At 46.4% G+C, this 14,643-nt stretch carries 10 protein-coding genes; 3 read left to right on the top strand and 7 right to left on the bottom strand.

The genetic code is table 11. The features are described from left to right. Positions 1 to 36: 36 nt before the first annotated feature. The 7 genes from QUA43_RS07500 to ruvB form a co-directional block, all read right to left on the bottom strand. Positions 37 to 1,446 (bottom strand): serine/threonine-protein kinase, encoded by a 1,410-nt coding sequence (locus tag QUA43_RS07500; protein ID WP_333372344.1) that lies wholly within the window; start codon positions 1,444 to 1,446, stop codon positions 37 to 39. 90 nt (positions 1,447 to 1,536) lie between these two features. Beyond that, complete coding sequence (locus tag QUA43_RS07495) at positions 1,537 to 2,874, bottom strand: serine/threonine-protein kinase (protein ID WP_333372342.1); 1,338 nt, start codon at positions 2,872 to 2,874, stop codon at positions 1,537 to 1,539. 158 nt (positions 2,875 to 3,032) lie between these two features. Then, positions 3,033 to 3,581: an inorganic pyrophosphatase gene (locus QUA43_RS07490; protein WP_333372340.1), complete on the bottom strand. Its 549-nt coding sequence runs from the start codon at positions 3,579 to 3,581 to the stop codon at positions 3,033 to 3,035. A 454-nt stretch (positions 3,582 to 4,035) separates the two neighbouring features. Continuing rightward, the gene (locus QUA43_RS07485) at positions 4,036 to 7,218 is read right to left on the bottom strand and encodes a GAF domain-containing protein (protein WP_333372338.1); all 3,183 of its coding nucleotides are present in this window, start codon (positions 7,216 to 7,218) and stop codon (positions 4,036 to 4,038) included. A gap of 600 nt (positions 7,219 to 7,818) precedes the next feature. Continuing rightward, the gene (gene recN / locus QUA43_RS07480) at positions 7,819 to 9,573 is read right to left on the bottom strand and encodes a DNA repair protein RecN (RefSeq protein ID WP_333372336.1); all 1,755 of its coding nucleotides are present in this window, start codon (positions 9,571 to 9,573) and stop codon (positions 7,819 to 7,821) included. A gap of 197 nt (positions 9,574 to 9,770) precedes the next feature. Continuing rightward, positions 9,771 to 10,334: a Uma2 family endonuclease gene (locus tag QUA43_RS07475; protein ID WP_333372334.1), complete on the bottom strand. Its 564-nt coding sequence runs from the start codon at positions 10,332 to 10,334 to the stop codon at positions 9,771 to 9,773. Between the two features lie 12 nt (positions 10,335 to 10,346). Next, a complete protein-coding gene (gene ruvB / locus QUA43_RS07470; RefSeq protein ID WP_333372332.1) occupies positions 10,347 to 11,435 on the bottom strand; it encodes a Holliday junction branch migration DNA helicase RuvB in 1,089 nt (362 codons plus the stop codon). A gap of 71 nt (positions 11,436 to 11,506) precedes the next feature. On the opposite strand from ruvB, the gene QUA43_RS07465 reads away from it, so the two are divergent. From QUA43_RS07465 to QUA43_RS07455, 3 genes are all read left to right on the top strand, one after another. Further along, positions 11,507 to 12,046, top strand: a complete 540-nt coding sequence (locus QUA43_RS07465) for a hypothetical protein (RefSeq protein WP_333372330.1) — start codon at positions 11,507 to 11,509, stop codon at positions 12,044 to 12,046. A gap of 181 nt (positions 12,047 to 12,227) precedes the next feature. After that, positions 12,228 to 13,082 carry an ABC transporter permease gene (locus QUA43_RS07460; protein ID WP_445301954.1) on the top strand — a complete coding sequence of 285 codons (855 nt, stop codon included), beginning with the start codon at positions 12,228 to 12,230 and terminating at the stop codon, positions 13,080 to 13,082. Between the two features lie 134 nt (positions 13,083 to 13,216). Further along, positions 13,217 to 14,629, top strand: coding sequence for an ABC transporter ATP-binding protein (locus tag QUA43_RS07455; protein ID WP_333372328.1), 1,413 nt, complete (start codon positions 13,217 to 13,219; stop codon positions 14,627 to 14,629). Positions 14,630 to 14,643: the final 14 nt, after the last annotated feature.

Here is a 14,643-nt window from a genome sequence, read left to right as displayed (position 1 = left end):
GGGGCTATGGTTTCAGAGGGCGATCTGGAGATATTTTCAGACATACCATCTAATAAATTCACGGTATGTCAAAGTCCTTTTAATTTTCAATCCCAACCACTGGCTTAATTCTGTTGCCAGCCACTCGATTTCTGCTTCATTTAATTTCTGCTTCTCTCCTAGTCGATATTTTTGGTCTCCGGCTTGAACTATCAAAGAAACTCTACTCAATTTCTGTCGCGTGAACGGAATAGTAGATTCAATTTGTTCAATTTCTAACTTGCAAATATCATGTCTCCTAGCTGGCTGAGAATAATTCCATGTCAAGTCCAGCAGATGGTTCATACAGGAGATTTGCTGCCGATCAATCTTGAAATGCAATTCCTGAATTATTGCCTTAATTAACTTTAATCCTCCGATCGCAGTTAAAAAAGAGGCTAGTAGGAGAAGAAGTTGCGTATCTATATCTCCCTTATAAGCGATATATGAACTGATAAATAACTTGGCATTTGCAGTGATAGCACCTGCAAGCATTGCAATTACACCCAAACCGACTCCCTGTGGCGGAATTTTAATTTCTATAAACTCCGAATTTTTTGTCAGTTTAATATCGCTACCTTGCCGCTGCACTGCCATAGGTATTTTGTCGAGCGTGCGGGGATTTTTGAGCGATATCCATGCTTCCCGAGCCGAAGATAACCGTTTGTCCAAACTCGGTTCTGTCATCCACTCCAGCCAATCAATTAAATTAGGATTGAGATGCGTCGCCCGATCGGCAAATTTAATTTTCAAATCCTGCTGCGACAGTTCAGTGGGATGCAAACCCGTTACCAAATAAATTAAAGTTGCACCTAAACCGTACAAATCCGAAGCCAGAACGGATCGCCCGCCAAATTGTTCCGGTGCCATATATCCGTAAGTTCCGACTACTGTAATTGTGCCGCCCAATTTTGCTGCTTGGTTCTGCACGGAACCGAAATCAACTAAATAAACTTGTCCGACACTGTGGCCGGATCTGCTGTGCAGTAAAATATTGCTGGGTTTAATATCGCGGTGAATCACAGGTGGCACTTTCGTGTGCTGCAAATAAATCAAAATTTTTAATAGCAATTTAGCTAATTCTTTAACCTCGCTCTCGCTAAAACTACGCCCCGATCGTAAATGATCTTCCAAAGTTTTTCCTTTGACATAAGTTTGTACCAAGGCAAATCCTTTACTCTCTGGTTCGTTAATTTCCAGGTAATCGAGGTAGCGAGGAATTGCTGGGTGAGAAAGCTTTTTTAAAGTTTCCGCTTCCCGTTCAAATAGCTTGAGGTCTTGCCATTCAAAATCGCCACCGAGGAATAGCTGTTTGATGACAACTAATTCTTGATTTTTCAAGTCACGAGCTAGCAGCGTTTGGCGACCAGTTTGTTTTCCCAATTGCTGCAGCACTTCGTAGCGTTCCGCTAATATTTTACCAATCATGTTGTTTGGTCTTGATTTTAACTTGACATTAAAAGCTTTTTTTTAAATCCCCGACTTCTTAGAGAAATCGGATATCTGGGTATCGCGATCTTATTCTCTATTGGAGATTACAGTCTGCTGGCTTTTTGATAGATACCACCGGGTAAAAGAGTTGGTACTTGCCCCCATTGAAAGTCCTGCCATTAGCGACGGTGCAAGCACGACAATAATGAAAGCAAGATGCCAAACACCCCCAACATTCAGCGCCCAAGGACGCACCATGTGAAAGAAGATCATGCTTATCCAGGTGCAGAGTACAATACTCATTGTAGTTAAAACCTGTCGGTAAAGTTTGGGATTAGTTAGGGGAACGAACCACAAGCGCGTCACAATTCCTACGATTATTCCGTTCGCCAACCCCAGACTCAAGCCGAGACAAACGCCCTGAAATCCTGTGATCATTCCCCACCCTGGCCCAAGGAAGGTGGTGTAAAGGGTTCCACTAATTCCTACAGCTAGAGATCCTATCGCAGTGCTGTACCAAATCGCATTCTCGAACAAGCTAAAGGTATCTACCGTTTTTCCCGGTTTCAATGGCAGGGAATATTTATGAATTTCCTGTGGTTTTTCTAGAACTTCTTTTGCAATCTGAACTGAGGTGGGACGGCGATCTAAACTCGGATGCGTCATCCACTTCAACCAATCGGTAAAAGCGGGACTTAGTTGGGTGAATTGCTCGAACTCGATCTGCAAATCTTTCTGCGGCAAGTCGGCTGGATGCTGCTTGGTAATTAAGGCGATTAATGTTGCTCCCAAGCCGTACAAGTCGGAAGCGGGAACGGCCCTCCCGCCAAATTGTTCTGGTGGCATATAGCCATAAGTTCCGACAACTGTGACTGTTTTTCCCTGTTGCGTGGCTAGAGTTTGAACTGCACCGAAATCGACTAGGTAGACTTCGCCGACGCTGTTACCCGATCGATTTTTGAGTAAAATATTGCTGGGTTTAATGTCGCGGTGAATGACCGGGGGCTGTCGCTGGTGCAGGTAGGCGAGGATGTCTAATAATGCTGTTGCTAATTGTTTGACTTCCCTTTCGCTGAAGGTGCGCCCATCTGAGAGATATTCTTGTAGGGATTTGGCTTCGATGTAAGTCTGAACTAGGGCGAATCCTTTGCGGTTGGGGGTGTCGATTTCAAAGGAGTCGAGATATCGGGGAATTGCGACATGGGATAGGGATTTTAAGGTTTCGACTTCTCGCTCGAACAGTTTTAAGTCTTCCCAGTTAAAGTCGCTACTGAATGACAGGAGTTTGACGACTACTTGCTGTTGGGTTTTTAAGTCGCGGGCGAGTAAAGTTTGCCTTCCTGCTTGCTTGCCGAGCCGCCGATCGCACTGATAGCGATCGGCTAATATTTCTTTTGACAAATCGCCGATGTTTTGTCCGCTCATGTTCTCTTGCCCTAGAACCGATTACACCTAGTCTAGTTGACAAAAGTGCAATAATCGGAAATGTTCGGGCTACAGCAAAAAAATTTCTGTCAAAGAGCAACCGTCTTTAATAGCCAGCGTTCTCGCACAATAAAGACGCCCCTGAGTGAAGGTTGAATTTAATTTGGGATTTGCTTGTAAATTGACTGCACTACGTCGAGCAGGCTCAAGACTTGCTGCCATTCGGGGGCATCGGGGTTGTAGCTTTTGGCGCGCTGAGTTTTCAAACTGTGGTGCAAGAGGGAAAGCAGCGCGTCTGGAGACTGTAAAGAATTGTCATCTTCATCTGCTGGGGTTTGGGCTGCATTTTCTTCGATATCTTCTTTAATTTTTTGTGCTCGATCCGCGAGGGCTAAAGATCTGCCTGCAAGGTTTTCCGGCATTTTGGGCTGTGCGGACAAAGACGCGCTGGTTAGTTCTACCAATAGTTGGCAGACTCGATCGACCCATTCGCGATCGTTTACTGAAAAGGAACCTGATTTGAACACTTGCCCGTCAGGTCTTTGTTGAATGCTTTGTACCTTCTGGATCAGAGGGATGGCCTTAACAGTGATATTTTCCGGGATTCTGGGGATATCTGACAGGGAGCTCCGAGCAATCTCCAGCAATAGTTGGTAAACCTGATCTACCCACTCAACATCTCCCGATTGCGAATTCCAATTATTCATAACTGACGCTAGTGGTTTTCTATATCTAAGACTAGAACATTGACTATCTGCGAAGGAAGCTCTTTTTAGGAGCCGCTAACGCTATTAAAACTTACGCGGGCGGGGTGAAAAACCCGGTTTTTAAGCGGCTGTTTCGTCGCCTTTCTCCAAGATTTTTCTCAGAAACCGGGTAACGCTGCCGCCAGTCATAACTATTTTTAAGCGCTTCAAATAATAGAAGTGCTAAGTTTGTTGCGGTAGGTAGTGCGAACGAAACACGTAGGGCGAAACCCCCGGCATCTCGCTTGCCAATTCAAATCCGGTTATATAACCATAATACCTGTTGGAGCTTATTTACAATTATCTCAATAGGATATTAAGGTTAATTGGTGGTGGGATGGGAGCCGCACCCCCGATCGCGATCGCCCCCGCCCCGAACCCTGACGCCACCGCCAGCATTTGCTGTGGGCCACTGCTATTTTTCTGTGAGATTCCACACACCATCCCAGTTGAGTACGTCTGAAAACCGATGTTGAAATAACATACAGCGATCGACGTGCAATTTAGCTGCCTTGTTTTTCGGGTCAACTTCCAGAACGGCGTTAAATTCGCGTTCAGCGTCTTTAAAGGCTTGCTTGGCTTTGGGTTCTAAGGCTTTCTTAAACTCGCTCAGCAGTTTTTTCACCCGATCGAGTCCCAGGTTTTCAAATTCCTCATCTAACATTTCTGCAACTGTCTCGCAGGCCCGACTTTTAATTTTCGCCTGCAATAGCTGCCTGATCTCTGCCGGTTTCAGCCGCTTGATTTGGGGATTTGATGGTTCTAAGATGTCTGCTTCCAATAGCTTTTTGACTTCGCCTTCTTGCAAGTATTTAATATCGTCTGCTGATAGGGGCTTGATTTTTGCTTGCAGCAGCATTTTCGCTTCGTCTTCCGAGAGGTTTTTGATGCCTTCCAATTTCAGCAGTTGGATTTCTGGCTGCAACAGTACGATGAGTTTGTCTGCTTCGGACAGGTTTTTCGGGTCATACTCTGACAGCTTTTTCAGTTGATATAACAGCTTCCTTAGTTCGTGTTCCAACTGTTGCTCTAGATTGTAGGACAGTTTCTTAATCTCTGCCTCCGGCATTTCGGCGACATCCTTTAAGATGTTTTTCACCTCACTTTCTGAGAGTCTTTGGCTAACTGGAGTTTTGTAATGTTCGCGTCCCTTGGTGTAATGTTCTATAATTTGTTGCTGTGTTTCGGTTAGTGACTTGCCCACTGGCGAGTATCCCTCGCGGATGCCGACGAGTTCGTAAACGATTACGGGTTCGCTTTTGCCTTTGACAGTAATAAAGTCGAGTTCTCGCACGTACAGCCGATCGGCATAATCTCTGTAAGTATTGTCGCTGATGATCAAATCGGTTCCGTACTGCTTGCTAGCGCCTTCTAAGCGAGAGGCAAGGTTTACACCGTCTCCGATCGAAGTCAATTCCATGCGTTTGCTACTACCGATGTTGCCGCTGACAACTTCATCGGAATGCACGCCCATACCAATGCCGATCGGCAATTCCCCATGTGCCATACGCTCTCGATTAAACTCAGCCAGTTTTTCCCGCATTTTCACCGCCGTTTGCATGGCGCACCAAGCATGATCCTCTAGGGGCGCTGGAGAGCCAAAAACTGCCATCAGAGCGTCGCCGATGTATTTGTCGAGAGTCCCACCGTACTCGAATACGACATCTACCATCACTTCAAAATATTTATTCAGCATCACTACCACTTCTTCGGCTTGCAATTTTTCCGTAAGTGTGGTATAGCTGCGAATGTCTGAGAACAGCACCGAAACGTTTTTGCGCTTACCGCCCAATCCAGTATCCCCTGAAGCTAACAGCGCTTCGGCTACTTCTGGAGTCATGTAACGGTACATCAAGTTTTTGACTTGCTTGGCACTGCTAATATCTTCCATTACTACTAACGCGCCGTTGACCTTGCTGGGGTCGGTAGCGTCAGTCATTGAATTAATCGAGAGATTGATACTCTGCGCTTCTCCTTCAAAGGAAAGCAAAACTTGATCTGGGTAATACTGCTGGCGGTCGTTATCGTCTTCGGGAGACAAAGACGTATCAAACCATTTGGCAAAATCGCCTTTTTCTAACTTAATTAACTCGCGCAAAGATTGACCTTCGGCTAATTCTGCATCGCTGACACCCAGTAATTTTTTCGCACTGGGATTTGTCGCTACTATATTGCCTTTTTTATCTGTAGAAATCACGCCGTTAGTCAAGGCGTGCAGCATATCTTTTTGTCTTTGTTCTTGCTGTTTGACTTCTGCAAACAGTTTGGCGTTTTGCAGCGCGACTCCTGCTTGGATGTTAAACGCCTTCATAAATTCCATGTCATTGCGATTGAAACTCGCTTTCCACTGTTCGGGGGCGTGAGGCCAATCTTGGGGGTTGTAGGGGGGGAATTCTCCTTGTCGTTTTTTATTAACTAATTGGGTGACGCCAATCAATTTTTTGTCCGAGTTAAAGACTGGCATACAAAGCATACTGCAAGTGCGGTAGCCCGACTTTTGATCTACTTCTTTGGAAGTGGCGGCGCGGGGGTCGTCGTACACGTCAAAGGGAATCAGCAGCGGTTCGCTAGATTGGGCGACGATGCCTGCAAAACCGGCGGTTCTGGGTATGCGAATTTCTTTAAGGTTGCCGCCCATCGGGATTTTCGTCCACAGTTCGTCTTTCTCTTCGTCGATCAGCCACAGGGTGCTACGATCGGCGTTCATGAGTTCTTGGGCCTGATCCATCACCCGCTTGAGGGTATCTTCTAAATCTAAACTGCTCTGAGAAAGAGCGTTGACGGCATTCATCAGCGCCGTTGCTGCTCGTTGTCTCTGAGTTGCTGCGTAGAAAGATTTGGAAGATTCTAGAATTAGGCGAATCGAGGGAGCAAATTCTTTAAAAACTTGTTCGTCTTCTTGAGTAAATCCTGCCTTGTCAATCTGTGATTCTAAAGTACCATAATGTTCGTGGTTGGGTTTGAGTTTATTAATCAGTTGAACTACTGCTACTAACTCTCCTGTTTCTTCGTTGATCAGGGGCATCGCCAGCATTGTATAAGTGCGATATCCTGTAGTTTCCTCAACTTTTTTGGCGTTAGCAGAGCGGGGGTCGTTATAAAAATCATAAGGAATGTTCACCACTTTTTTTTCCGTGGCTACTTCTCCGGCAATGCCCACATGGGCCGGAACTCGGATCTCTAGACTTTTGCCATTTTCGTCTTTAGCGACGATCGCCCAGAGTTCATTCTTTTCTTCGTCTAATAAAAATATCGTGCTGCGAGCGGCATTCAGCAATTCCCCTGTTTTGAGGGTAATCGACTGCAACATCTCGTTGAGGATGGCATCAAATCCCTCGCTCTCCAGGATATTGTCGAGCATTCCCAGGGTTTGATTGACAACCTTAAGTTTGTCTTCTACTTCCTTAACTACTACTGTGAAACTTTGCTTATTTAGAAGGTCGAGAATGCCAGAGAGGTTTCCTTGGCGTGGGATAATTGCACTGCTCCTAATTTCCGGGGGAGAATAATTTTCCTGATGATGATTTTCACCGCCGACAACAGCGACATCAATCACGTTGTCCAGAGAAGAGTAATTGGTGGAAGATGCAGATTTCATAGACCTTTACAGAAGCTTAAGTGTAAGGGTTAGTCTCTAAGCGGAGAGAGCGGGGAAGTTGATTAGTGAGTCACCTGTCGCACAAGACTCAAGTATGTGTGAAAGTATTTCCCAGTGTACAGAACTCCGGCCACAAGGCAAGGGAAATTCAGTTAGGCTTGCTGCTGAACGGAGGGTGGGAGAGTAACGAGGCGGTGGGAGTGCTGCAATCTTTTTAGAGATCGCGAATCTTGTTTAAATGGTTTATTAACTGATTTTGACATTGTGCGTGCCTGATTTAAGTAAGTTCTGCCGATCTTTGAGCCGATCGCCCGCAGGAACATGAATGCGTACTGGCGGGAGGACTGCTGAAAAAGGGGTAGCCTTGTGGGACTAGCCGCAATTGTGACACTACCAGTTGCTAGTGATGTGTGCCCTTCTCTACACAATTGTGGTTTTTAACTAGAATTTCTCTCTATTTTGCTGCTCTTAGCTTTCATCCCACTAAATTCACGGGGTTTTCAGCTTTTTTTTGTAAAATTAGCGGTTGATATTTTTAGTGTAACCTCCGACTCTGAAAAAACTCCGCCTTTTAACCCCCCGATCGGCTTGAGGGTCTGATCAGGGTTGGGCCGACTGAGTTTGGCGCAATCCGGCGGCTTCGACAAGCAGGGATTCGGCGAAGGCGATAGCTTCTGTTGCTGAGCGGCCACTGGCGAGTTGGGCCAGTTCTTCCCGTCGCTGCTCACTGTTGAGAGCGGCAACTCTGACTACTGTACGTTCGACTGGTTCGGAGTTGGCTGCGGGTTCCTCGATACTTGGTTCTGCTTCGATCGTCTGTTTGTTGACGCGAAAATGAAAATCAGCCATCGCGGCGATCAGCGGCTGGTGGGTGACGCAGAGAACTTGGTGTTTGTCGGAAAGTTGGTAGAGTTTTTTGGCGATTGCCCCGGCGACTCTCCCGGAGACTCCGGCGTCGATTTCGTCAAAAATCAACGTACCGGCACTTTCTATTTGGGAAAAACAGGCTTTGATGGCGAGTAGAAAGCGGCTCATTTCTCCCCCGGAGGCGATCGCGCCCAGGGGTTGCAGAGGTTCGCCCGGATTGGGGCTGAAACAAAAGGCGATTTGGTCGGCACCGGTAGCGGTTGGGGTACAAGGCGAGATTTCGACTTGAAATTGCACTTTTTCCATTGCTAACGGCTTAAGTTCTCCTACGAGGTGCGTTTCTAGTTTGAGGGCTGCTTCGCGTCGCAGGGTGGTGAGGTGGCTGCAAGCGTCTTTTAATTGCTCTAAAGCGGTCTGATATGCGAGTTCTAAGGCTTCCATTGACTCGCCTCCTTCTAAAAGTTCATTTAGTTCGTTTTGAATGCTTTGGTAGTAGGCGATCGCTTCTTTGAGCGGCCCGTATTTGCGGCAAATTTGTTTGAGCTCCCGAATCCGATCTTCTACTTCTTCGAGTCTTTCGGGATCTGCTTCTAATTGTTCGCCGTAGCTGCTAATTTGCCTGCTTGCTTCTGTGGCTTGAGCTAAAGCATCGCTGACCATTTCTAGGATTGGTTGCAACTGCACATCGTAAACGGCCATGTCGCTTAAAATTACTTCGGCTTTGCTCAACAAGTCGGCGGCTGATGCGCTGTCGCCCTCGTTTTGGTACAGGGCTTGGTGGACTTGGTAACTCTGCTGCTGCAATTCGACGACGTGGCCCAGCCGGATTGATTCGTGTTCTAGCTGTTCGAGTTCGTCGGCGTCTTCGATGTGGGCTTCGCCGAGTTCTCGGACTTGGTATTCTAACAAATCAAGTCTTTGCAGTCGCTGCTGTTCCGACTGACGCCTGCGTTTGAGGGCTGTTTTGGCGCTGTTGGCTCCCAGCCACGCGGAGGTAATGATCGATCGCGCTTCAGTGAGCTTTTTGCCGCCGTATAAATCGAGCCATTCTCGCTGGAGGGTTTCTTGTCCGAGGTGGACGGTTTGGCCTTGGGCCGTAATTTCGACAAGCCGATCGCGCAGTTGATCCATTAACTGGCGGTTGACGAGAATTCCGTTCAAGCGAGATCTGGTGCGTAGAGCACCGCTTGATGCGTTAATTTCCCGGCTGCAAACGGCTAAATTTCCGTCTATGGGTTCGATTTCTTGCTCGCCCAGCCACAAAGCTGCGGCTTTGTCCAATTCAAAGGTAGCTTCCAATATTGCCCGCGCTGCTCCGGTGCGAATCGATCGGCGATCGACTTTCCCGCCCAACACTGCATCGATCGCATCTAGGATAATCGATTTACCAGCGCCGGTTTCCCCTGTAAATACGTTCAAACTCGGGCCAAATTCTAGATCTAGGCAGTCAATTAAGGCAAAGTTTTCTATTCGGAGGTATAGCAACATGAGGAATGGGGAATGGGGAATTGTTAATTGTTAATTGTTAATTGGTAATTGCTAATTGCTAATTGCTAATTGGAGGGAGAGCCTGGAAAATTATTGATACCCAATAACAACTGTCAACTGTCAACTGTCAACTGTCAACTGTCAACTGTCAACTGTCAACTGTCAACTGTCAACTGTCAACTGTCAACTGAGTTCTGCTATAGTTTCAACCACCCAAACAAATCTCCTACCGTCAGCCGCAATTCTGCTGCCCAATCTGGAACCGGCAACAATTCTTCTGGTTTTGCTAAAAGTTCCGGTTGCTTTCCAGGGGGATAAATTAAGATCGAGCGCACCATCGGATCGATCAACCAACCCATTTTAGTGCCGTTTTTCAGACAGTGTAAAATATTCCCAGTTACTTTAGTTTGACTCTGGCCGGGAGACAGAATTTCAATTGTCCAATCTGGGTAAGTTTCAAATACATTAGCAACATCCCCATTTTCATCAAGTGGTATTCTTTCCCAAGTAAATACTGTGACATCTGGCACGATCGATCTACCGTCAAAAGTACAGCGCAATTCAGGAAATGCTAGGGCAATCTTTCTCGGTTCCACTATCTCGTTAATTTTTGTGACTAGCTTTCCCTGTAACTTGCTGTGTTTTCCTTGTGGCATAGGTTTTTGGATGATTTGACCGTTGATATATTCGCTAGCTGGTTCTGTTTCTGGCAGTTTTAGAAACTCGGACAAAGTTAGTATTTTTGTTTGTATTTGTACCATTTTTTACTCCTTTTATTCCATAAAACCCAAATGTTTTCTAGCAGCAAGAGTTACCATTCTGCCCCGACTTGTCCGCTGCAAAAATCCGATTTGCATTAAGTACGGTTCGTATACATCCTCAATGGTTTGAGTGTCTTCTCCTGTGGAAGCTGCGAGGGTTTCTAAGCCCACGGGGCCGCCGTTAAAGTTCTCAATCATTGCTGTCAAAATCCGCCGATCTGTCCAATCTAAACCTAGCGGATCGACGTTGAATAATTCCAGGGCGAGTGAAGCAACTTCGGCATCAATTGGCTTTAAATTTTTGACTTGGCTGTAGTCTCTAACTCGTCGCAGCAAGCGGTTAGCGATCCGGGGGGTTCCGCGAGCTCGGCGGGCAATTTCTGTGGCTCCTTCTGGGGTGATTTGAGTGTCTAGAACTTGGGCGCTTCTTTGGACAATTAGACTAAGTTCGTCTATTTCGTAGTACCGCAATCTTTGGATCAAGCCGAAGCGATCGCGCAATGGAGATGTGAGGGACCCGACTTTTGTGGTTGCTCCTACTAAGGTAAAGGGTTTCAGGGGAATACTGCGGATTTTGGCGCTTTTGCCTTGACCGATCGTAATATCTAACCGACAGTCTTCCATCGCCGGATAGAGGATTTCTTCTGTAACTTTAGATAAGCGGTGAATTTCGTCGATAAACAGCACGTCGCCTGCTTTGAGGTTGATCAGCAATCCGACAATATCTCGCGGTTTTTCTAACGCTGGGGCGGTGGTGATTTTGCATTCAACTTCCATTTCTGCTGCTAGAATTAGCGACATTGTGGTTTTTCCCAACCCTGGCGGCCCGTAGAGTAATAGGTGATCCATAGGTTCGCCACGAGATTTGGCTGCTGCAATTGCGATCGCCAAAACTTCTCTTAAGTCTTTTTGCCCGATGTATTCAGCTAAACGCTGAGGTCGGATTTTGTCGTCTTGTTTGCTGTTGATTTCGTCGGGTAGTTCTTGCGATTCTAGCAAAGATTCCGCCTGGGGTTTGGCGGCTTTTTTGCGACGGGCGGGGGCTATGTCTTCGGGTAGATTTGGGTCGGGGGGCTGTTGTTTGGAGGAGATAATAGCCATATTTATCTGCGATCGCGCAGCGGGAAGTGTTTACAATTGTTAGCAGAATCTTTAAAATTATTGAGTTCGTTATGAGTATTCCATCTTCTTTATTAGCATCGGAAAGCATAACTTTTGAGGGGGCGATCGAGCTGACTCAATCTTTACTGTCGTTCATTGACGCCGATCGACTTTTACAAGCCGACATCCAGCAAGCTGTGGCTTCTCTGGTGAAAACACAGAACGGTGCTAGGGGGTTTTTTGTCACCTATCTAACGGACGATCGACAGGAGGCAGATCACCCGTCACCCGGAGTAGTCGAGGCGCTGCGATCGGCTCCTGAGATCGTAGCAGAACTGCTGGTGAAAAATTTGGCGATGTCGGCGGCAATGGTTGTACATCATTCGCGCCAGCAAAAGGAGAAAATGGTGGCCGATTCTGCTAGAGTGCAGGAGCGATCGCGCAATTTAATTCAAATGCTGCAAATGCCAGCCTGTCAAACTATAGCGTCGCAAATGCTAGAAAGTTTGCAGAGTGCCAACGGCGAGTACGAGGAATTTTTCCAGCGGTGGGGCTACGACGACGAGCAAAAACTAGCGATCGGTTCGGCAGTGCGATCGGCGATCGGCTAAAATAACCTCCGAAGGAAGGGGAAAGAAGAAAGAAGGAAGAAGCCCAAGCCCGGGTGGCAGATGCTTGATCAAAACGACGGGGCTGTGGAATAATTGCGGTTTAGCAAAAGCTGCACAATTGTAGCTTGAGTTGATTTAGGTGTGAAGCTAGTGAACGAGGGCGAAAAAATTGCAGAGAACTGTGAAAGGAGTTGCCCAAAAGGCCCGAAGGCTGGGTGGCAGGCTGCCCAGAAGTACACGCCAACAGCGCTGGGCGAAGCTGAATCTGCTGGCAACATTGGTGCGCCGGGACTTGGAAGCTCAATACAAAGGCTCGATTTTGGGCAATTTGTGGCCGCTGCTGAATCAGCTATCGCAATTGGTGATTTACACATACGTATTTTCGATCGTCCTCAAGGTAAAGCTCAGCCTTGCAGGCTTCCCAGAAAACAGCGACATTACATTTGGAGTCTGGTTGTTTGCAGGTTTGCTGCCTTGGACTGCCTTCACCAGCGGTTTGATTAAGTCGGGAGTATCGGTGGTGGGACAGCCGAATTTAGTGAAAAAAGTGGTATTTCCTCTCGGTTTGTTGCCCCTAGTGCCGATTTTTACAGCTTTTCTTGAAAGTTCTCTGGGTTTAGCAGCTTTGATTGTGATAGTAGCAGTGTCGTCGCAAAAGCTCAACGCTACTTTATGCTTGCTGCCGCTGGTGTGGGTGCCTCAGTTGCTGATAACTGCTGGTTTGGGATATTTGACAGCGGGCTTGACTGTATTTTTGCGAGACATTCCTCAGACATTAGGTGTTATTCTAAATTTTTGGTTTTATTTGACGCCGATCGTCTACCCAGCATCAATCATCCCCCAAGAGTGGCGAGGGTGGGTATTTTGGCTAAATCCAATGGCCGCCATCTCGGAGGTTTATCGAGACCTCATACTGCTTGGAGAAGTTAAGCATTGGGGCGAATGGGGTGTCGCCACGCTAATTTCTGCTGCTATATTTTGTGGAGGTTTGGCGGTTTACCGGCGTTTACGTCCCGCTTTTGCTGACGTGCTGTAAATTTGTTTGAGATCTACAGTCAATCTAAAATCTAAAATCTAAAATCTAAAATCGATTGTGCTGTAAATATGTTTGAGATTTCAAGTCAATCTAAAATCTAAAATCTAAAATCTAAAATCGATTGACTGCCGCCAATGACAGAAAATGTAATTTCACTAAAAAATGTTTCCAAATGCTTTAAGCGGTACGATCGTCCAGGAGACCGCTTAAAGGAAATTATTTACCCCAGCAAAAAACTGGCTGACGAATTTTGGGCCCTACACGACATCAATCTGGAAATTCCTCAAGGACAAACTCTGGGAATCGTCGGTCGCAACGGTTCGGGAAAAAGCACTCTCCTGCAAATAATTGTAGGGACGCTGACTCCTACCACAGGAAGCGTCGATGTTAAAGGCCGAGTCTCCGCTTTGTTAGAACTCGGAAGCGGGTTTAACCCGGAATTTACCGGGCGACAAAATGTGTTTTTTAACGCTCAGTTACTGGGATTCAATCAAAAAGAAACTGAAGAAAAGTTTGACGATATAGCTGCTTTTGCTGATATTGGCGATTTCATTGAACAGCCAGTCAAAACTTATTCTAGCGGTATGTTTGTCAGGCTAGCTTTTGCCGTTGCGACTAGCGTCGAGCCAGATATTTTGGTGGTTGACGAGGCGCTTTCGGTGGGCGACGAAGCTTTTCAACGCAAGTGTTTTGCCCGCTTGCAAAGCATTCAAGAAGGTGGCGGAACAATTTTATTTGTTTCTCACGCTGCTACTTCTGTGGTGCAACTTTGTACCTCGGCGATTTTAATGGATAGCGGTGAATTGCTGCTCGCTCACACGCCGAAGGTGGTAATTTCTAAGTATCAAAAGCTGATTTATGCCGATCCGGATCAGGTTCTGGGCTTGAAGTCAGATATTCGAGCTCTGAACCAACTGACAAAACAGGAAAGTCAAGACCACCTTCAGGAGGCTAATTTAGAAAGCACAAAGAGGGAAGTTAAACCGGAGCAACATCTCTCTAAACCCAAGGAATATTACGATGAATTTTACGATCCGGGGATGATACCATCGAATACGGTAAGGTATCCGTCTCGTGGAGCGGAAATTATCAACCCCCACATCGAGACGCTGAAGGGAAATGTGGTAAATCACTTGCTAGGTCGTCAAGATTATATTTATACTTACTCTGTCACTTTTTCGAGGTCAACTTCCAAGGTTAGGTTTGGAATGTTGATTAAAACAATTAGCGGTTTTGAGTTGGCGGGTGCTTCTTTGAAGGCTTCTAGTCAGTCAGTTAGATATGTGGAAGCAGGAACGACAATTGTAGTGAAGTTTCAGTTTAAATGTTTGCTGAATCCCGGGGTTTATTTTCTGAATGCTGGGGTTGTGGGAACGGTTGATGGAGATTTAACTTATCTGGATCGCTGTGTTGATGTGGCGATGTTTAGAGTTCAGTCTTGTACGGAGTCCTGCGGTAACGGCATCGTTGACTTGCTGATCGAACCGTGTTTAACTGTTGTTAATGCTGATGCTCTAGTGAAAGAGCAGTCAACAGAGGTTATCTAAAATTCTGTAAAAAC

This window comes from Microcoleus sp. N9_B4 (assembly GCF_036701635.1).
GTDB lineage: Bacteria > Cyanobacteriota > Cyanobacteriia > Cyanobacteriales > Microcoleaceae > Microcoleus.
Note: the sequence above shows the minus strand (reverse complement) of the source record. Positions and strands in the feature narration are given on the sequence as shown.